Here is a 16,960-nt window from a genome sequence, read left to right on the forward strand (position 1 = left end):
GCCCATCCGCTGCCGCGCCCGCCGGGCTGCCGGCCTAGTCCACAGCACCCAGGTCGACGGTCGCGATCCGCTCGTCCAGGTCGCCTTCCCAGGCGGCCGTGACGGTGAGCGGGCAGGCGGCGATGTCACGGGCGCCGGCCACCCGGTAGCGGCCATAGCGCGGGTTGGCGGGATCCCGCGCGACCGGCACATCGACCAGTTGCGGCACGCCGGCCGGCGTCGTCAGCGTGAGCTTCACCACCGGCAGGGTTTCCGGCAGTGGATTGGTCATGTCGGCGGCATGGACCCAGCCCTGCACCTCGAGCTCGCCGCCGGTCGCCCCGGCATGGAGGCGGCAGCGCGCCCGGGTGATGCTGACCTCCGCCTTTGGCTGGATCGGTGCACCGTCGCCCACCATCAACCGGTGGAAGTAGAAGCTGCGCGGGCCATCCTTGCGCCGGTCGTCATCGTCGTCATCATCGTCATCGTCATCATCGTGGCCGGTGGTGAAGTAGCCGGTCATGGTGACCGCCATCCCGCGCGTCACCGAGGCCGGTGCGATCTCGAAGCCGTACAGGTTGCGATAGCCGTCGGCGGGCAGAAGGCCCGTGCTGGGCCGCACCGGCAGGCCGTTGACCGCGAGCGGGCTGCCGGCCGCCGAGGTGACGAGCCCGGTGACCGTGGCGAGGTCGAGGCTGGCATAGGCGGACTGCGCCACCGGCGCGCCGTTGCCGGGTGCGAGCTGGATCACGACCGTGCTGTTGCGAAAGCCCTTCTTCCGCCCGGGCACGTCGTCCTTCAGGAGCTTGCCCGACACGCCGAACGCCGCTGGCGTGTCGACCAGCCCGCCCGGCAGCTGCACGGTCTGGCCCATGACCATGATCGAGCGGTCCTCGATCTCGTCGGCCGGGCCCTGCAGCACGGGACCACCCGTGGACTGGGCCACTGCCGGCAGGGCGCCGCACAGCAGCGTCAGCACGAGCGCCTGCCTGCGGATTGGATGATGGACCATGACTTCCCCCGGAAGACGAGCGGTGATCGAACTGGTCACCATCCTACCTTGAGGAAGCTTAATAGAAATTCATCAATAGTTATCGGGGATATAGCGCCGACGCGCTGTCGAATATTACTTTTCCGGATAAATGATCACGGGCGGTTGCAGCACGACAACCTCAGGGTGTGCCGTCAGAAGGCTGGCGGTTACTCACCCGTCTGCAGGAGCTGGCCGCGCCGGCGCACGGAGCGGAACAGGGCCATATAGACCAAGGCGCCCAGCACCAGCCAGAGGCAGAGCATGGCCAGGGCGTGGAGCAGCAGGCCCAGGTCGAAGCGGTGCTCGATCAGCACCGCGCGCATCCCCTCGAACACCGGTGCGGTCGGCAAGCACCAAGCGATCGCCTGCACCCAGCCCGGCAGGGTATCGATCGGGTAGAACACGCCGGAGACGGGCTGGATCAGGAAGATCGCCGCCCAGGCCAGGCTTTCCGCCCCCATGCCCAGCCGCATCACCAGCCCGGCGATCATCAGGCCGATCGACCAGCCGAACGCCATCAGCACCGCCATGAACAGCACGGTCGACCAGCCGAGCACCCCGCCGATCCAGAAGCCGTGGATCGGGATGGCCAGGACCGCTGCCCCGCCAACCCCCAGCGCCACCCGGATCATGGCGATCAGGAACACGGCCAGCACATGCTCGTAGGGGCGCAGCGGGCTGGTGTAGAGATGGCCGAAATGGCGGGAATACATCTCCTCCAGAAAGCCCAGGCTGACGCCCAGCTGGCTGCGGAACAGCACGTCCCACAGCAGCACCGCCGACAGGAAGATCCCCGCCGCATTGGCCACCAGCGAGCTCTCCTCGGCCAAAAAGCGGGTGATGAAGCCCCACAGGATCACCTGCACGGTCGGCCAGTAGACCAGGTCCAGCATGCGCGGCCAGGACGCGGTCAGCAGGTACCAGTGGCGCCGGAACACGCCGCGGATCCGGCGCAGGGCCAGGGTTGCCTGACTCATGCCGGGGCCGGGTCGCGGGCACGCCCGCGCGCGATGTCCAGGAACACCTCCTCCAGGTCGACCCGGCCGAAGCGCTCCAGCAGTTCCGCCGGCGAGCCCTCCGCCACCAGCCGCCCGGCCTTGAGCATCACCACGTGCTGCGCCAGCCGCTCGACCTCCGGCATGTTGTGCGAGGCGAGCAGCACGGCGGCACCGCGCTCGGCCTGGTAATCCTGGAGCATGGTGCGCAGCCGGTCGGCCGTGTCCGGGTCGAGCGAGGCGGTGGGCTCGTCCAGGAGCAGGAGTTCCGGGCGGTTGATCAGCGCCTTGGCCAGCACGACCCGGGTCTTCTGCCCGGCCGAGAGCCGCCCGGTCGGGCGGTCGAGGAACGGAACGAGATCCAGCCAGTCCGCGAGCTCGGCGATCCGCTCATATGGTGCGGGCACACCGTAGAGGTCGGCATAGACCAGGAGGTTCTGCCGCACGGTCAGGCGCAGCGGCAGATCGACATAGGGCGAGGAGAAGTTCATCCGCGGCAGGAGCCGGTTGCGCGCCTTCGGCATCGGCAGGCCGAAGATCTCGATCGTCCCGGCACTCGGCGCCAGCAGCCCCAGCAGCATCGCGATCGTGGTGGTCTTGCCGGCACCGTTGGCGCCCAGCAGGGCGGTGGTCCGGCCGGCCGGGATGGCGAAGCTCAGCCGGTCGACGGCCACCACCTCGCCATAGCACTTGACCAGACCCTCGACCCGGACGGCCGGGGCGGTGCTCACTGGACCCCGCACCGCCGGGCCGTGCTCACTGGACAAATCCCTGCTCGCGATAGAACTCGGCGGCACCCGGGTGGACCGGGACCTCCATCCCGTCCAGCGCGTGGGCCAGGCTCAGGTCGAGCAGCCGTGGATGGACGTTGCGCAGGAAGGCCTGCGACTGCGGGTGCCAGAAGGCCTGGGTGATCCCGTAGATCAGCTCGTCCGGCACGTCGGCCGAGACCAGCCAGAGTGCCCGCACGCCGATGGTAGGCGTGCCATAGGCACCGACATAGGCGCCGGGCTGGATCGAGGTGCGGATGAAGAACTGGGTGTCGCGGAGCAGCTGGTCGGCCGGGCCGCCGTCGATCGGGATGATCTGGGCGTCCAGCGTGGCCACCGCCTCCGACACCACGGCAGCCGGCGCCCCTGCGATCACGAACATCGCTTCGAGCGAGCCCACCCGCATCCGCCCGAGCGCTTCCACCGCGTCGATCTCGACCAGCGTCACCTGCTCCGCCCCCAGCCCGAATGCGTCCAGCACCCGGCGGACGGTGACGGCGGTGCCCGAGCCCGCCGAGCCGATCGCCACCCGCATGCCGCGCAGGTCCCGGATCGCGTGGATGCCCACGCCCGGCAGGGTCACCAGGTGCAGCGCCTCGTCGAACAGGGAGCATAAGCCCCGGAGCTTCTGAAACGGCGGGCTGCCCTCGAACGGCCCGGTCGCGTTGGCGGCGAACCAGGCGACGTCGGCCTGGGCGAAGCCGCTCTCGACCTCGGCACTCTCGATCGCCTCGACATTCTCCACCGAGCCGCGCGAGGACTGGACCAGCGCCACCAGCCCCTCCACGCCGCAGCCACCGCCCAGCTGGCACGGCCGCCCGCCCTCGGGTGCCCCGATCACGCCGGCGATCGCGGTGCCGACCGGGTAATAGGTGCTGGACGGCGCCCCGGTCCGGATCCGGAAGAAGCTCGCCGACCAGGCATGGTGCGACACCAGGAGCGAGCCCGTGGCGGCACCGAGCGATGCCAACAGCAGGCGACGTGACAGCGACATCCGTCCCTCGCTAGGCCGGCAATGGCACCGAGATAGGTCCGGGCACCAGGGCCTGCCAAGGTGAAACACTGGCCGGCCCGCCCGGTGCCGTCCGGCTGTGGCCTGCGCACCCGGGGATCACCCGCTCCGTGCCGCAACTGGCGCCGGGCGAGCCTTCCGCCTAGCCTGCCGTGCCCGCGGGAAAAGGAGGCTGGCGATGCGGATCGGGGTCTCGAAGGAGATCAAGAGCCACGAGTACCGGGTGGGCCTGGTCCCTTCCAGCGTGCGCGAGCTGGCTCATCATGGCCACGAGGTGCTGGTGGAGACCGGGGCCGGGGCCGGGATCGGCTATGACGACGAGGCCTACCGCCGTGCCGGGGCCAGGATCATGCCCGACCCGGCCGAGTTGTTCGCCCGCGCCGCGATGATCGTGAAGGTGAAGGAGCCGCAGCCCGAGGAATGGCGGATGCTGCGCGAGGGCCAGGTCCTGTTCACCTATCTGCACCTGGCCGCCGACCGCACCCAGACCGAGGCGCTGCTGGCGTCAGGCGCGGTGTGCATCGCCTATGAGACGGTAACCGACCGGCGCGGCCGCCTGCCGCTCCTGTCGCCGATGTCCGAGGTGGCCGGGCGCATGTCGGTCCAGGTCGGCGCCCATTGCCTGGAAAAGTCGCAAGGCGGCTCCGGCACGCTCCTGGGCGGCGTGCCGGGCGTGCCGGCCGGCCGGGTGGTGATCCTGGGCGGCGGGGTGTCCGGGACCAACGCCGCGCGGATGGCGATGGGCATGGAGGCGGCGGTGACCGTGATCGACCGGTCGCTGGAGCGGCTCTACGAGCTCGATCTGCAGTTCGGCCCGACCCTCAACACCATCTTCTCCACGATCGACGCGATCGAGCAGCACGTGGCCGGGGCGGACCTGGTGATCGGGGCGGTACTGGTGCCGGGTGCGGCGGCGCCCAAGCTGATCACGAGGCAGATGATCCAGCGGATGAAGCCGGGCTCGGTGTTCGTCGACATCGCGATCGACCAGGGCGGCTGCGCCGAAACCTCCAGGCCCACCACCCATGCCCAGCCCACCTACCAGGAGGACGGCGTGATCCACTATTGCGTGACCAACATGCCGGCGGCCGTCGCCCGCACCTCGACCCATGCGCTCAACAACGCGACCCTGCCTTATGTGCTGGCGCTGGCCAACCGGGGCTGGTCTGCGGCGCTGGCCGGGGATCCGGGCCTAGCCGCCGGGCTGAACGTCCTTTCCGGCAAGCTGACCCACGCCGCGGTGGCCTCGTCGCTGGGGCTGCCGTTCACGCCATGGCCCGGCCGGGCATGAGCGCCGGCACCCGCGCCGCCACAGGGCGTCCTTTGCCTGAGCGCCGAATCGATCACCTCAAGTGGATCCGGCCGGAGATCCAGATGTTAAGGAGGCTGATGCACGAGCAATCCCACAAGGTCCAAACCACATGCCTGCGGAAGACCAATCAAACCTTCGGGATTTTCTCGTTCAGCACCTGATAGATCATGCCCCGCTCCCGAGCGGGGCCATCTACCATTACACGAACGGCCATGGTCTTATTAAGATCATCGGCAGCGGCACGTTGCTGGCCAGCCAGATCGGCTGCCTGAACGACAGCATGGAAATGACCTATGCCTTCGACCTGCTGCAGGAGCGGATGGCGGAGGCGATGAAGAGCGGGCGGCATGCGCGCGTGCAGGCCGGGTTCGAGCGGATCATCCAGCGGCTGGAGAGCTTCCGGCCCGAAGCCATGTCCGTCTACGTCACCTCGTTCACCGAGGATGCCGACTCGCTCAGCCAGTGGCGCGGCTACGCCGAGGGCGAGGCGGGGTTCGCGATCGGCTTCGATCCCGGCTGCCTGGCCGGGGCCAGCCGTCACCAGGCCAGCTACCTGCTCAAGGTGGAATACGACCCCGACCGGCAGCGCGCGCTTCTGGACGATGTCATCCGCTGGACCGATGAACATTTCGCCCCAGGTGAGGGAAGCGCCGGCACCGCATCGGGCGACCTCTGGGCCGAGAAGTTCGCCACCGGCTGGCTGGACACGCTGACCTCGCTCGCCGCCTGCCTGAAGCACCCGAAGTTCGACGACGAGCGTGAGTGGCGGATCATCTACTATGCGCGCGATGAAGACCTGGCCCGGATGCAGTTCATCCAGCGCCGCGCCACCATCTCCCGGCACATTCCGCTCACCTATCGCCCCCTCGCCCAAGTGGATGCGCCGTCCGACCCGAGGCTGCCAATCACCGACATCGTCATCGGCCCCTGCCGCTATCTCGACTCCACGCGATATGCAGTGGCCGACCTGCTGAAGGCACGCGGCTACCGGCTGGATGCCGATGCCGCGATCAAGACGTCCAAGATCCCCTACCGGCTGATCTAGCCTCGGCAGGAGCCCGGGCGCCGCCGCCTCACGCCGCGCCCCGATGCTCCCGCAGCCATTCCCGCAGCGCGTCGTTCATCCGGGTCTGCCAGCCGCTCCCCTCCGCCCGGAACGCCGCCACCACATCGGCATCCAGCCGCATGGTCACCGGAATCTTGCGGCCGCTCCCGACGGGGCGGCCGGGCCCGCGGCTGAACGGCCTGAGCCGCGCGAACTCCTCGTCCGACAGTTCGTACGTGTCGGGGTCCGTGCCGATCGCGGCGTTGATGGCGGCGTCCTCGGCATCAGTCGGCGGCAGCAGCTTGCGCTTCATAGCGCCTGAACTCCCTCAGATTGGCCTTGCGCAGGCTGATGACGTGCAGGACGTCGCCCCGGCGGGTGAACACGACGCAGTAGAGCCTGCCATCCATGGGTGCATAGCCGATCTCCCGCAGCTCGCCATAGTCACGCCGCTCGTCCGGCTTCACCAGCATCACGTCCCAGTCCAGCCGCGCCGCCGCCAGCAAGCCGATGCCGTGCTTGGCGAGGTTCGACGCGTCCTTCGCCGGATCGCAGCTGAACCGCATCAAATAAATGTACGTACAAAAATAGGCGGGTCAAGTGGTTCTGCCGACACCACCACCCTTTGCCTATCCCTGCGCCGGCAGGGCCGGGACCGGCTCGGCCTGGGCCACCTCTGCCTGCCGGTTCATCTCGGTGCGCTGGCGGACCAGTTCCAGCAGCTTCTGGCGCAGCCCGGGATGGTGGCTGACGAACTGCCGGAAGTCGCGCTGCTCCAGCGTCTGGAACTGGCAGTAATCCAGCGCGGTCACGTCGGCCGAGCGGCGCCGGCCGCTCAGGAGCGCCATTTCGCCGAAGAAGTCGCCCGGGCCCAGCCGGATGTCCTGGCCGTTCACCCGCACCAGCACCGTACCCGCCGTGATGAAGTAGGCGGCATCCGGCCGGTCGCCCACCCGGATGATCCGCTCGCCCGGCTGGGCGGTGCGCGGCCGGAACAGCATGAGCAGGTCCTCCCGGCTCGTCTGGTTGAGGTCGGCGAAGATCGGGAAGCGCTCGATCAGGCTGGTGATCTGCAAGGAGCGCGCCTCCTCCCGTGCCTGGCTCTTGCGGCGCAGTTCGTCGAGCTGGCCCTGCAGGCCGAGCTGGCGGTCCTTGCCGAACTCGTCGAACCAGGCGGGAAAGTGCTGGCGCCCCTGCTCCCGCAGCCAGTCGACCGCGATGAAGCAGACCGAGTTGAGGGTGATGGAGAGCAGGGCTCCCGCCAGGATCAGGTCCTGCCCCTCTTCCGGCAGCAGCCCCATGCTGAGGCCGAGCCCGGCCAGGATGAAGGAGAACTCGCCGATCTGCGCCAGGCTGGCCGAGACGGTGAGCGCCGTGCCGACGGGATAGCCCAGCAGCTGGACGATGGCGAACGCCGCCAGCGACTTGCCGATCGTGATCACCAGGAGGACCGCCAGCACCTTGAGCGGCTGCTCCACCAGCACGAATGGGTCGAACAGCATGCCCACCGACACGAAGAACAGGATGGCGAACGCATCCTGCAGCGGCAGAGAGTCCGCGGCCGCGCGGTGGCTGAAATCGGACTCGCTCAAGACCACGCCGGCGAAGAAGGCGCCCAGCGCGAACGACACGCCGAAGATGGTGGCCGAGCCGTAGGCGATGCCCAGGGCCACGGCCAGCACCGAGAGGGTGAACAGCTCGCGCGAGCCGGTCCGCGCGACCTGGCGCAGGAGCCAGGGCACCAGCTTCGGCCCCAGCACCACCGCCAGCGCCACGAAGGCCACGACCTTGCCCAGCGTGAGGAGGATCGACCAGAGCAGGCCGCCGCCGGATGCCGTGCCGCGCCCCCCGGCATGGCCGCCCAGCAGTTCGGCAAACGCCGGCAGCAGCACCAGGGTGAGGACCATGGCGAGGTCCTCGACGATCAGCCAGCCGACCGCGATCCGGCCGTTCGGCGTCGCCAGCGCGTTGCGTTCCTCCAGGGCGCGCAGCAGCACCACCGTGCTGGCGACCGACAGGCTGAGCCCGAACACCACGCCGGCACCGAAGCTCCAGCCCCAGGCCATCGCCAGGCCCACGCCCATGAGCGTCGCGACCAGGATCTGGCCGACCGCCCCCGGCACCGCGACCCAGCGCACCGCCATCAGGTCACCTGCGGAGAAATGCAGCCCCACCCCGAACATCAGCAGGATCACGCCCATTTCGGCGAGCTGCGCCGAGAGCGCCGCGTCGGCGACGAAGCCCGGCGAGAACGGCCCGGCCATGACGCCCGCCACCAGGTAGCCCACCAGCGGCGGCAGGCGCAGCCGGTTGGCCAGAAAGCCGAAGGCGAACGCCAGCACGAAGGCCATCGCGACGGTGGCGATCAGGGGGACGTCATGGTGCACGGTGGCGGGGTCCAGGCTGCGCTTTGGTGGCGGCCTCCACTTGTGAACGCAGCACGCGACCGCGCGCAACCCATCCTGCGGCGGGCGCCGACCGGCTTGCACCACATGCAAAACCGATGCGTGCTCCCGACGGTGAGCACTCTCCTGGTGCGGGAAGACCGCCACAGGCGGGCACCTCGGCGGCAGCGCGTTTTCCTGCGTCGTTGCGGCGGCTTGGCCCTGGATGTTAACTCTCTTTTTCCAGGCCTGAACACCGCGCAGGAATTGTTCATCAAGATGCACGGGTCCCGTCTCGACCGCCTCGGCGAATTTCCGTTCCGACGCCTCGCCGGGTTGCTCGCCGACCGGGTTCCGCCGGCGGGCCGGCCGGTCCTGGACCTCGGCATCGGCGAGCCGCAGCATCCCGTGCCGCCGATCCTGGCCGAGACGGTGGCCCGCCATGCCGCGAGCTGGAACCGCTACCCGCCGCCCACCGGCACCCCGTCCTTCCGCCAAGCCGTGGCGGGCTGGGCCTGCCGGCGCGGCGGCCTGCCCGAGGGGGCGCTCGATCCCGGCCGCCACGTCCTGCCGGTGGCCGGCACCAAGGAAGCGCTCTATCTGGCGGCCCAGCTCGCGGTGGACCGGGCCGGGCGCAGCCGGCCGGCCGTGCTGATGCCGACCCCGTTCTACGCGGTCTATTACGGTGCCGCCGCCATGGCCGGTGCCGAGCCGGTGCTGCTGCCGGCCACGGTCGCGACCGGCTTCCTGCCGGACCTGGACGCGATCCCGGCCGAGACGCTGGCGCGCACCGCGGCCTTCTACCTGTGCACGCCGGCCAATCCGCAGGGTGCGGTGGCCGACCGGGCCTATCTGGCCCGCGCCCTGGCGCTTGCCCGCCAGCACGGCTTCGCCTTGTTCCTGGACGAGTGCTATTCGGAGCTGTGGGACCGCACACCGCCGCCTTCCGGCCTGGACGTCGCGCTGAACGATACCGGCAGCCTGGAGCGGCTGCTCGTGTTCCAGTCGCTCAGCAAGCGCTCGAATGCGGCCGGCCTGCGCTCGGGCTTCGTCGCGGGCGACCCGGCCCTGATCCGCGCCTTTGCCAAGCTGCGCGCCTATGCGGCACCGGTCCAGCCTTTGCCGCTGATGGCGGCGGCCGAGGCCCTGTGGAACGACGAGGCCCATGTCGAGGCCAATCGCGCGCTCTACCGGCAGAAGTTCGATCTGGCCGAGCAGCGCCTGGCCGGCCGCTTCGGCTTCTTCCGCCCGCCCGCCGGCTTCTTTCTCTGGCTGGACGTGGGCGACGGCGTGGCAGCGGCCAGCCGGCTCTGGACGGAGGCCGGGCTGAAGGTACTGCCCGGCGCCTATCTGGACGGGCCGGAGCCGATCTCGGGTGCCTATCTGCGCCTGGCCCTGGTCCACGGGCTCGACACGACCGCCGATGCGCTCGACCGTCTGGTCGCCACCCTCGCCTCCCCGGCCGCAACCGCACGGCCGGACCGTGCCGCACTTGCCAAGGGACGCTGACATGGCCGCGATGCTGGGACGGCTGGATCAGGAACGCCCGTTCGCCAGCCTGCTCGCCACCGCGCGACGCCTGGTGCTGGGCATCTTCTGGCTGGGCTTGGCGGCACTGCTCGCCATCGCGGTCTGGGGCTTCGATCCCGCCGACCCTTCGTTCAACACCGCCACCACGGCCGCCCCGGTCAACCCGCTCGACCTGTTCGGCGCCTATACCGCCGACCTGATGCTCCAATTGTTCGGCGTGGCGATCTGGCTGCCGATCCTGGTGTTCGCCGCCTGGGGCATCCGGCTGATCGCCGACAAGCCGTTCCGCGGCGCCTGGCTGGCCGCCACCGCCCTGCCGCTGGCGCTTCTGGGCTTCTGCGCCTTTCTCGCCACCCAACCCCAGCCCGATGCGGCGAGCTGGCCGCTGCGGGTGGGGCTCGGCGGCTTCGTCGGCCGGTTCCTCTACGAGAACCTGCAGCCGGGCCTGGGCGGCGCCCTTTACGGCTGGATCGCCGTGATCGTGACGCTCGTCACGGGCCTGCTCGCCTTCGGCGTGCAGATCGTGGAGGGCGGCTGGACCCTGCTCGGGCTGGCGAGCGGCGGCCGGGCCGGCCGCAGCGCCGGCTCCACCGGTTTGCGAAACGAACCCGAGCGGCCGCGGCGCCGCGTCGCCCTGGCCGATGACGACGAGCCGGAAGGCCCCGGCATGCTGGCCCGGCTGGCGGCACCGCTGCGCCAGCAGGCCGCCGCCCTGGCTGGACGGGCCATGCAATTGTGGCGACGAAACAAACCCGAGACCGTGGTCCGCCCGCGCCGCCCGGCGGTCCGGCGGGTAGCGCCATTGCCCGACGAGCCGGAGGAGCTGGAACAGCAGCCGCCCCGGCGTCCCCGGCCCGCCCCGGCCCCGGTGCGCGAGGACCGGCAGCGGCCGGCCGTAGCCGCCCCGCCCGTCGAGGAGGAGTTCGACGCGGAGGAGTTCGACGACGCCGCGGACGACGGGTTTGAGCCGGAGCCGGCACCACCGGCCCGTGCGTTGCGACGCGAGCCGGAACGGCCGGCCACTCCCCCGGCACCGCCGCGCAGCGCGCCGCCTGCCCCGCCCCGCCCGTCCCAACCGCGGCTGCAATCCCCGGCCGACGAGGATTTCGAGCTGCCGGACCTGGAATACCTGACCCCGCCCAGGCAGAAGCCCGGGGCCGGGATCACCCGGGAAAAGCTGCACGAGACCAGCCGCCAGCTCGAGACCGTGCTGGACGATTTCGGCGTGCGCGGCGAGATCACGGATGCCAAGCCCGGCCCGGTGGTGACGCTCTACGAGCTGGAGCCCGCCCCCGGCACGCGCGCCGCCCGGGTGATCAGCCTCGCCGACGACATCGCGCGTAGCTTGTGCGCGTTGTCGGTGCGCGTCGCCACCGTGCCCGGGCGCAACGTGATCGGCGTCGAGCTGCCCAACGACGTGCGCGAGACCGTCTACCTGAAGGAGCTGCTGGACAGCCCGCAGTTCACCGAGACCTCGGCCCGCCTGGCCCTGGCGCTGGGCAAGGACATCTCGGGCAAGCCGATCATGGTCGACCTGGCGCGGATGCCGCATCTTTTGATCGCGGGCACCACCGGCGCGGGCAAGTCGGTCGCGATCAACGGCATGATCCTGTCGCTGCTCTACCGGCTGACCCCCACGCAGTGCCGGATCATCATGATCGACCCCAAGGTGATCGAGCTGTCGGTCTACGACCACATCCCGCATCTCCTGGCCCCGGTCGTGACCGAGCCCGGCAAGGCGGTGGTGGCGCTGAAATGGGTCGTCCGGCAGATGGACGAGCGCTACCGGCTGATGTCGCACCTGGGCGTGCGCGACATCTTCGCCTTCAACCGCCGGATCGAGGCGGCCAAGGCGCAGGGCGAGCAGCTCAGCCGCCGGGTGCGCACCGGCTTCGACCCGAACACCGGCTCGCCGGTGTTCGAGGACCAGCCGATCGAGATGAAGGCGCTGCCGCTGATCGTGGTGATCGTCGACGAGGTCGCCGACCTGATGCTCACCGCCGGCAAGGAGATCGAGAACGCGATCCAGCGCCTCTCGCAAAAGGCCCGTGCCGCCGGCATCCACCTGATCGTCGCCACCCAGCGCCCCTCGGTCGACGTGCTCACCGGCGTGATCAAGGCCAACCTGCCGTCCCGGATCAGCTTCCGGGTGTCCTCCAAGATCGACAGCCGCACCATCCTGGGCGAGCCGGGGGCCGAGCAACTGCTCGGCCAGGGCGACATGCTGTTCATGATGCCGGGCGACCGGATCATGCGCATCCACGGCCCCCTGGTGACCGACGACGACGTGGCCCGGGTGGTGAAGCATCTGAAGACCCAGGGCGAGCCCGACTATGTCGATGCGGTCACCGACGAGGCCGGCGGCGACGAGGCGGGCGGTGCCGGCGGCGATGGTGCCGGCCCGGGCGCCATGTTCGGCGGTGGCGAGGCCGGCGGCGATGCGATGTATCAGGAAGCGGTGAAGGTCGTTGCCCGGGACGGCAAGGCCTCCACATCTTACCTGCAGCGCAAGCTGAACATCGGCTACAACACGGCGGCCAAGCTGATCGAGCGGATGGAGCAGGATCGCCTGATCAGTCCGGCCGACCATGTCGGGCGCCGCCAGGTCTTGATGGGGCGCGGCGGGGTGGATGGTGACGAGCCGACCGACTTCTGACCGGCCCTCGCGGAAGGACGAAACTTGACCTCACGCCGTCTGCTTCTTTCGACGCTGCTGGTGGGCGCCACCCTCCCCGGCCTGGCGAGGGCCGCCCTGTCCAGCCGGCAGCAGGCCCTAGTCGACCGCGTCACCGAGTGGATGCAGGGCCTGGAGACGCTCACCGCCACCTTCGTGCAGGTGGCACCCGACGGCGCGCTCAGCACTGGCCGGCTCTGGATCAAGCGGCCTGGCCAGATGCGGATGCAGTACGACCCGCCGGCCCAGATCCTGCTGGTCACCACCGACTGGCGGCTGGTCTTCTATGACGCCAAGACCAAGCAGGTGAACTACATCCCCGTCGCCCAGACCCCGATCGGCTTCCTCCTCTCGGAGAACCCGAATTTCGGCCAGGAGGTGCTGGTCCGCGACGTGGCGGCCGCCGGCGGCGAGATCGTGATCGAGGCGTTCCGCAAGGGTGCCGAGGACCAGGGCTCGGTGCAGCTCGTGTTCGCCGAAAAGCCGGTAGAGCTGCGCCGCTGGACGGTCCTGGACCCGGGCGGCACCCGCACCGTGGTCACCCTGTCCGACGTCCAGATCAACCAGCGCATCGATCCGGACCGGTTCGTCTGGCGCGACCCCCAGATGTTCGGCTATCCGGAACTCGACTGATCGGACCTGACCTGACCGCCGCCGCTTCCTGGCGGCTGCGGAGAATGACCTCGTGAGCGAACTGGTGCTTCTGGCCGGGCTGTTTCTCAGCGCCTTCACCTCGGCCACCATCCTGCCCGGCAGCTCGGAGGTCGTGATGCTGGGCCTGATGACCCAGGGCATCGGCCTCTGGGCGATCTGGACCGTGGCCACGATCGGCAACATCGCGGGCTCCGTGGTCTCCTGGTGGATGGGCACCGCCATCCTGCGCTTCCAGGATCGCAAATGGTTCCCGGTGGGCCCGGAGAAGCTGGCGAAGGCCCAGGGCTGGTTCAACAAATGGGGCAAGCCTGCCCTGCTCCTGACCTGGCTGCCCGGTGTCGGCGACGCGCTCTCGATCGCGGCCGGCACGCTGCGGGTCCATCTCGTCCCCTTCATCATCCTGGTCGGGATCGCCAAGGGCCTGCGCTATGCGATGGTGCTGGGCGGCGGCGACTTCCTGGGCGTGGACGAGCTCTTCAACTGAGCCCTGCGGCGTGGCATCTCGCCCGCCGGATCCCTGGAGGCGCTTCATGCAGTTGATCACCCTCGGCCTGAGCCCGTTCGGCCGCAAGGCCCACATCGTCGCCCTGGAAAAGGGGCTGGACCTCGCCATCACCGCGCCCACCGTGCCGACGGCCCTGTTCCAGGACCCGCTGGTGGTGGCGAAGAACCCGCTGGCCAAGGTGCCGACCCTGCTGCTGGACGACGGCACCGCCATCTACGACAGCCCGGTGATCTGCGCCTATCTGGACAGTCTGGGCCAGGGCCCGAGCCTGGTCCCGGACGGTGCCGAGCGTTTCGGCGTGCTCACCCGGGCAGCGCTGGCCGACGGGATGATGACGGCGGCGGTGGCAGCCCGCCAGGAAAGTATCCGCCCGGACGGCGAGCGCTCCCAGGCCTTCATCGACAAGCAGCGCGACCTGAACCTGCGCGCCGTGGCCGCGGCCGAGGCGGACCTCGCTTCGTTCGGCAGCGGCGCCCGGCTGGATGCGATCGCACTCGCCGTGGCGCTCACCTATCTGGACATTCGCCACCCCGGCATCACCTGGCGCGACGGGGCGCCGAAGCTCGCTGCCTGGCATGAGGAGATGGAGCGTCGGCCGAGCTTCGTCGCGACCAGGCCCGCCGGCTGAACTCGTCAGGCCCTCGGGCGGCGCAAGAGGTCGCCCGAGGCCAGGAGCGAGCCGCCCACGATCAGCACCGCGGCGAGCAGCAGCCGCCAGGACGGCTGGGCCCTGCCCATGAGCAGGAGCAGGAGCGTGCCGATCAGCGGCCCGGCATAGGCGGCTGCCCCCAGGATCCGGATGTCGCCGGTCTTGGTGCCGCGGTCCCAGAGCAGGAAGGCCAGGCCCACCGGCCCCAGCCCCAGCAGGAGCAGGGCCGGCCAGCCCCAGCCCGCCGGCAGGGCGGGCGGCTCGACCAGCAGCCCGGTGGCCAGCGAGAGCAGGGCCGTGACCAGGCAGAAGCCCACCACCGCCTCGGACGGGGTGCCGGCGGCAAAGCGCCGGTTCAGGATCGAGTAGCCGGACCAGATCAGTGCGGCTGCCCCGGCACAGGCCCAGCCGCCCAGGCTGCCCCCTCCCCCCAGTTCGCCCCGCCCCAGCACGATCAGGCTGGTGCCGGCCAGGCCCAGCAACGCGCCCACCAGGTGGCGCGGCAGGAGCCGCTCGCCCGGCAGCAGGGCCGAGAACAGCACGATCAGGAGCGGCCAGAGATTGATCACCAGCAGCGCGTCGACCGGCGGGAGCAGTTGCAGCGCGCTGAAATAGACCGCGTGGTAGCCGAAGAAGCCGCCCACCCCGATCGCCCAGGCGACCGGGCTCGCGCGAAAGCCCGCGGCGAGCGGCCGGCCGCGCAGCGGCAGGGCCAGGAGCAGGAACAGCCCGCCGATCAGGAAGGCGGCTCCGGTCAGGAGGAAGGGCGGCACCCCGCCCACCGCCACGCCCAGGGGCGCCAGTGTCGCCCAGAGCAGGATGGCGCCCAGGCCGACCAGCGTGCCGGCCCGGCGGCTCGCCGCTCCGTCCGCCACCGTGTCGGGGTGACGGCCGGGCCCGGCCGTGCCAATGGTCCGCGGGCAAGGACCCGTCTCGGAGATCGACATGCTCTTCATCATCCGCGCCGAAGACAAGCCGGGCGCCCTGTCCCGCCGGCTCGAGATCCGGCCGACGCATCTGGCCTATCTGCAGGGCAAGCAGGACATGATCAAGGTCGGCGGCGCCATCCTGGACGAGAAGGGCGACCCGATCGGCAGCATGTTGGTGATCGAGGCGCCCGACCGGGCCGCAGCCGAAGCGTTCGCCAAGGACGATCCGTTCACCAAGGAAGGCGTGTTCGCCTCGTTCACCGTGACACCCTACCGGCCGGCGGTGGGCGACTGGATCGGCTGAGCCCGTCCATGGCGCACTGGCTGATGAAGACCGAGCCCGGGGACTATAGCTGGGACCGGCTGGTCGCGGACGGCGAGACCGAGTGGGGCGGCGTGCGCAACCACCAGGCCGCCCGCAACATGCGCAGCATGGCATTGGGCGAGGAAGTGTTCTTCTACCGTTCGGTGGTGCAGCCGGCCGTGCTCGGCATCATGACCGTGTCCCGCACCTGGTATCCCGACCCGGACCACCCGCTCTGGTGCCTGGTCCGCGTCAAGCCGCTGCGCCCGCTGGCCAGGGAGGTGCCGCTGGCCGCGATCAAGGCGGAGCCGGCCCTGGCCGGCATCGCACTGATCCGGCAGTCGCGGCTCTCGGTGATGCCGGTCGAGGACAGCCACTGGCAGAAGATCCTGGAGCTGGGCGGCGGCTGACCGGAAGCCGCCGCGGCACCGGCATGGATTGATCCCGCCCCTGCCAGCGCCCACCATCTACCCGGATCACCCGGATCTCGCTCGGCGTGTCTCGCTGGCGCCCTGGCGGCGATCCGGCCGATCCCCGCCCACGGGATGAAGGAGCCGGTGATGAACGAGGATCTGCTGACCCTGATCGACCGTGCCCGCACCGCCGGGGGCTATCTGAGCGTGCGCGACACCGTCCGGCTGATCGAGGGCGGCAACATCGTCCCCGACCCCTTCTCGGTGCTGATCTCCCGCTTCGTCACGATCGGCACCGGCAACCTGTTCCACCCCTCGGTGGTGCTGGAAGCCAGGGCCGGGGCACCACTCACCATCGGTGACCGCAACCGGTTCTGCACGGGCACGGTGATCATCGCGGCCACCGGCCCGATCCGGATCGGCCATGGCAACCAGTTCGGCGAGGGCGGCTTCGTGGCGCGCACCAACCGGCCGGACGCCGAGATCCGGATCGGCGATGGCGGGCGCTATGTCGGCGGGGTCGCGGTGTTCGGCCTGAGCCGGCTGGGCTCCGGCAGCCAGGTGCTGGGCGGCATCACCGTGGATGGCTGCGAGCTGGGCGACGGGCGGTCCTTCGCCGAGCCCGACCCGGACCTGCGCGGCGGCGTGCTCAAGGGCCAGGGCACCGCCCGCGACCTGCGCGTTGCCGCCGGTGAGGTGGTCGTGGGCGAAGGCAGCTTCCTCCAGGAGAAGCTGCAGCGGCAGACCGACTTCCACCCCAGGCCCGACTAGT

The 16,960-nt window shown here is 70.3% G+C and carries 18 protein-coding genes; 10 read left to right on the forward strand and 8 right to left on the reverse strand.

Features of this window, described 5'->3' with window-relative positions:
* Positions 1-34 precede the first annotated feature (34 nt).
* From HLA95_RS15215 to HLA95_RS15230, 4 genes are all read right to left on the reverse strand, one after another.
* Positions 35-991 (reverse strand): hypothetical protein, encoded by a 957-nt coding sequence (locus tag HLA95_RS15215; RefSeq protein ID WP_191061270.1) that lies wholly within the window; start codon positions 989-991, stop codon positions 35-37.
* A gap of 188 nt (positions 992-1,179) precedes the next feature.
* Positions 1,180-1,989: an ABC transporter permease gene (locus tag HLA95_RS15220; RefSeq protein WP_191061269.1), complete on the reverse strand. Its 810-nt coding sequence runs from the start codon at positions 1,987-1,989 to the stop codon at positions 1,180-1,182.
* Positions 1,986-2,738 carry an ABC transporter ATP-binding protein gene (locus HLA95_RS15225; protein WP_191061268.1) on the reverse strand — a complete coding sequence of 251 codons (753 nt, stop codon included), beginning with the start codon at positions 2,736-2,738 and terminating at the stop codon, positions 1,986-1,988. The genes HLA95_RS15220 and HLA95_RS15225 overlap by 4 nt, the downstream gene beginning before the upstream one ends.
* A gap of 25 nt (positions 2,739-2,763) precedes the next feature.
* A complete protein-coding gene (locus tag HLA95_RS15230) occupies positions 2,764-3,771 on the reverse strand; it encodes a TAXI family TRAP transporter solute-binding subunit (protein ID WP_191061267.1) in 1,008 nt (335 codons plus the stop codon).
* A gap of 196 nt (positions 3,772-3,967) precedes the next feature.
* Here HLA95_RS15230 and ald point away from each other — a divergent pair, with 196 nt between their 5' ends.
* Positions 3,968-5,080: an alanine dehydrogenase gene (gene ald / locus HLA95_RS15235; RefSeq protein WP_191060576.1), complete on the forward strand. Its 1,113-nt coding sequence runs from the start codon at positions 3,968-3,970 to the stop codon at positions 5,078-5,080.
* Positions 5,081-5,345: 265 nt separating this feature from the next.
* The gene (locus tag HLA95_RS15240) at positions 5,346-6,146 is read left to right on the forward strand and encodes a DUF2971 domain-containing protein (protein WP_222183745.1); all 801 of its coding nucleotides are present in this window, start codon (positions 5,346-5,348) and stop codon (positions 6,144-6,146) included.
* Between the two features lie 28 nt (positions 6,147-6,174).
* Here the strand turns inward: HLA95_RS15240 and HLA95_RS15245 are convergent, their stop codons facing one another.
* The 3 genes from HLA95_RS15245 to HLA95_RS15255 form a co-directional block, all read right to left on the reverse strand.
* Positions 6,175-6,459 (reverse strand): BrnA antitoxin family protein, encoded by a 285-nt coding sequence (locus HLA95_RS15245; RefSeq protein WP_191060574.1) that lies wholly within the window; start codon positions 6,457-6,459, stop codon positions 6,175-6,177.
* Positions 6,431-6,712: a BrnT family toxin gene (locus tag HLA95_RS15250; RefSeq protein ID WP_191060577.1), complete on the reverse strand. Its 282-nt coding sequence runs from the start codon at positions 6,710-6,712 to the stop codon at positions 6,431-6,433. Before HLA95_RS15250 ends, HLA95_RS15245 begins: the two co-directional genes overlap by 29 nt.
* A gap of 63 nt (positions 6,713-6,775) precedes the next feature.
* Positions 6,776-8,533: a cation:proton antiporter domain-containing protein gene (locus tag HLA95_RS15255; protein ID WP_191060573.1), complete on the reverse strand. Its 1,758-nt coding sequence runs from the start codon at positions 8,531-8,533 to the stop codon at positions 6,776-6,778.
* Positions 8,534-8,809: 276 nt separating this feature from the next.
* On the opposite strand from HLA95_RS15255, the gene HLA95_RS15260 reads away from it, so the two are divergent.
* From HLA95_RS15260 to HLA95_RS15280, 5 genes are read left to right on the forward strand one after another with little or no spacing between them, the layout of a single operon-like run.
* Entirely contained in the window at positions 8,810-10,039 is a 1,230-nt protein-coding gene (locus HLA95_RS15260; protein WP_222183747.1) for an aminotransferase class I/II-fold pyridoxal phosphate-dependent enzyme, read from the forward strand.
* A 1-nt stretch (position 10,040) separates the two neighbouring features.
* Positions 10,041-12,716 (forward strand): DNA translocase FtsK, encoded by a 2,676-nt coding sequence (locus HLA95_RS15265; protein ID WP_222183748.1) that lies wholly within the window; start codon positions 10,041-10,043, stop codon positions 12,714-12,716.
* 24 nt (positions 12,717-12,740) lie between these two features.
* Positions 12,741-13,367: a LolA family protein gene (locus tag HLA95_RS15270; protein ID WP_191062045.1), complete on the forward strand. Its 627-nt coding sequence runs from the start codon at positions 12,741-12,743 to the stop codon at positions 13,365-13,367.
* Positions 13,368-13,419: 52 nt separating this feature from the next.
* Complete coding sequence (locus HLA95_RS15275) at positions 13,420-13,872, forward strand: YqaA family protein (RefSeq protein ID WP_223861773.1); 453 nt, start codon at positions 13,420-13,422, stop codon at positions 13,870-13,872.
* 46 nt (positions 13,873-13,918) lie between these two features.
* Positions 13,919-14,521, forward strand: coding sequence for a glutathione S-transferase family protein (locus HLA95_RS15280; protein WP_222183749.1), 603 nt, complete (start codon positions 13,919-13,921; stop codon positions 14,519-14,521).
* A gap of 5 nt (positions 14,522-14,526) precedes the next feature.
* Here the strand turns inward: HLA95_RS15280 and yddG are convergent, their stop codons facing one another.
* On the reverse strand, positions 14,527-15,489 hold the full coding sequence (yddG, locus tag HLA95_RS15285) for an aromatic amino acid exporter YddG (RefSeq protein ID WP_222183750.1): 963 nt from the start codon (positions 15,487-15,489) through the stop codon (positions 14,527-14,529).
* On the opposite strand from yddG, the gene HLA95_RS15290 reads away from it, so the two are divergent.
* The 3 genes from HLA95_RS15290 (at position 15,488) to HLA95_RS15300 (ending at position 16,959) form a co-directional block, all read left to right on the forward strand.
* Positions 15,488-15,775 (forward strand): YciI family protein, encoded by a 288-nt coding sequence (locus HLA95_RS15290; RefSeq protein WP_191062379.1) that lies wholly within the window; start codon positions 15,488-15,490, stop codon positions 15,773-15,775. The genes yddG and HLA95_RS15290 overlap by 2 nt on opposite strands.
* A gap of 8 nt (positions 15,776-15,783) precedes the next feature.
* Complete coding sequence (locus tag HLA95_RS15295; protein WP_191062380.1) at positions 15,784-16,185, forward strand: EVE domain-containing protein; 402 nt, start codon at positions 15,784-15,786, stop codon at positions 16,183-16,185.
* Between the two features lie 150 nt (positions 16,186-16,335).
* Positions 16,336-16,959, forward strand: coding sequence for a hypothetical protein (locus HLA95_RS15300; protein ID WP_191062381.1), 624 nt, complete (start codon positions 16,336-16,338; stop codon positions 16,957-16,959).
* The last annotated feature ends 1 nt before the right edge of the window (position 16,960 follow it).

Origin of the sequence: Geminicoccus harenae (assembly GCF_019800005.1) — a bacterium.
Classification (GTDB): domain Bacteria; phylum Pseudomonadota; class Alphaproteobacteria; order Geminicoccales; family Geminicoccaceae; genus Geminicoccus; species Geminicoccus harenae.

Excerpts from the sequence above, each read along its gene's own strand:
- HLA95_RS15290 (WP_191062379.1), top strand. The coding sequence starts at position 15,488 with ATGCTCTTCATCATCCGCGCCGAAGACAAGCCGGGCGCCCTGTCCCGC.
- HLA95_RS15260 (WP_222183747.1), top strand. The coding sequence starts at position 8,810 with ATGCACGGGTCCCGTCTCGACCGCCTCGGCGAATTTCCGTTCCGACGC.
- yddG (WP_222183750.1), bottom strand. The coding sequence starts at position 15,489 with ATGTCGATCTCCGAGACGGGTCCTTGCCCGCGGACCATTGGCACGGCC.
- HLA95_RS15215 (WP_191061270.1), bottom strand. The coding sequence starts at position 991 with ATGGTCCATCATCCAATCCGCAGGCAGGCGCTCGTGCTGACGCTGCTG.
- HLA95_RS15245 (WP_191060574.1), bottom strand. The coding sequence starts at position 6,459 with ATGAAGCGCAAGCTGCTGCCGCCGACTGATGCCGAGGACGCCGCCATC.
- HLA95_RS15300 (WP_191062381.1), top strand. The coding sequence starts at position 16,336 with ATGAACGAGGATCTGCTGACCCTGATCGACCGTGCCCGCACCGCCGGG.
- HLA95_RS15295 (WP_191062380.1), top strand. The coding sequence starts at position 15,784 with ATGGCGCACTGGCTGATGAAGACCGAGCCCGGGGACTATAGCTGGGAC.
- HLA95_RS15230 (WP_191061267.1), bottom strand. The coding sequence starts at position 3,771 with ATGTCGCTGTCACGTCGCCTGCTGTTGGCATCGCTCGGTGCCGCCACG.
- HLA95_RS15220 (WP_191061269.1), bottom strand. The coding sequence starts at position 1,989 with ATGAGTCAGGCAACCCTGGCCCTGCGCCGGATCCGCGGCGTGTTCCGG.
- HLA95_RS15280 (WP_222183749.1), top strand. The coding sequence starts at position 13,919 with ATGCAGTTGATCACCCTCGGCCTGAGCCCGTTCGGCCGCAAGGCCCAC.
- ald (WP_191060576.1), top strand. The coding sequence starts at position 3,968 with ATGCGGATCGGGGTCTCGAAGGAGATCAAGAGCCACGAGTACCGGGTG.
- HLA95_RS15250 (WP_191060577.1), bottom strand. The coding sequence starts at position 6,712 with ATGCGGTTCAGCTGCGATCCGGCGAAGGACGCGTCGAACCTCGCCAAG.
- HLA95_RS15265 (WP_222183748.1), top strand. The coding sequence starts at position 10,041 with ATGGCCGCGATGCTGGGACGGCTGGATCAGGAACGCCCGTTCGCCAGC.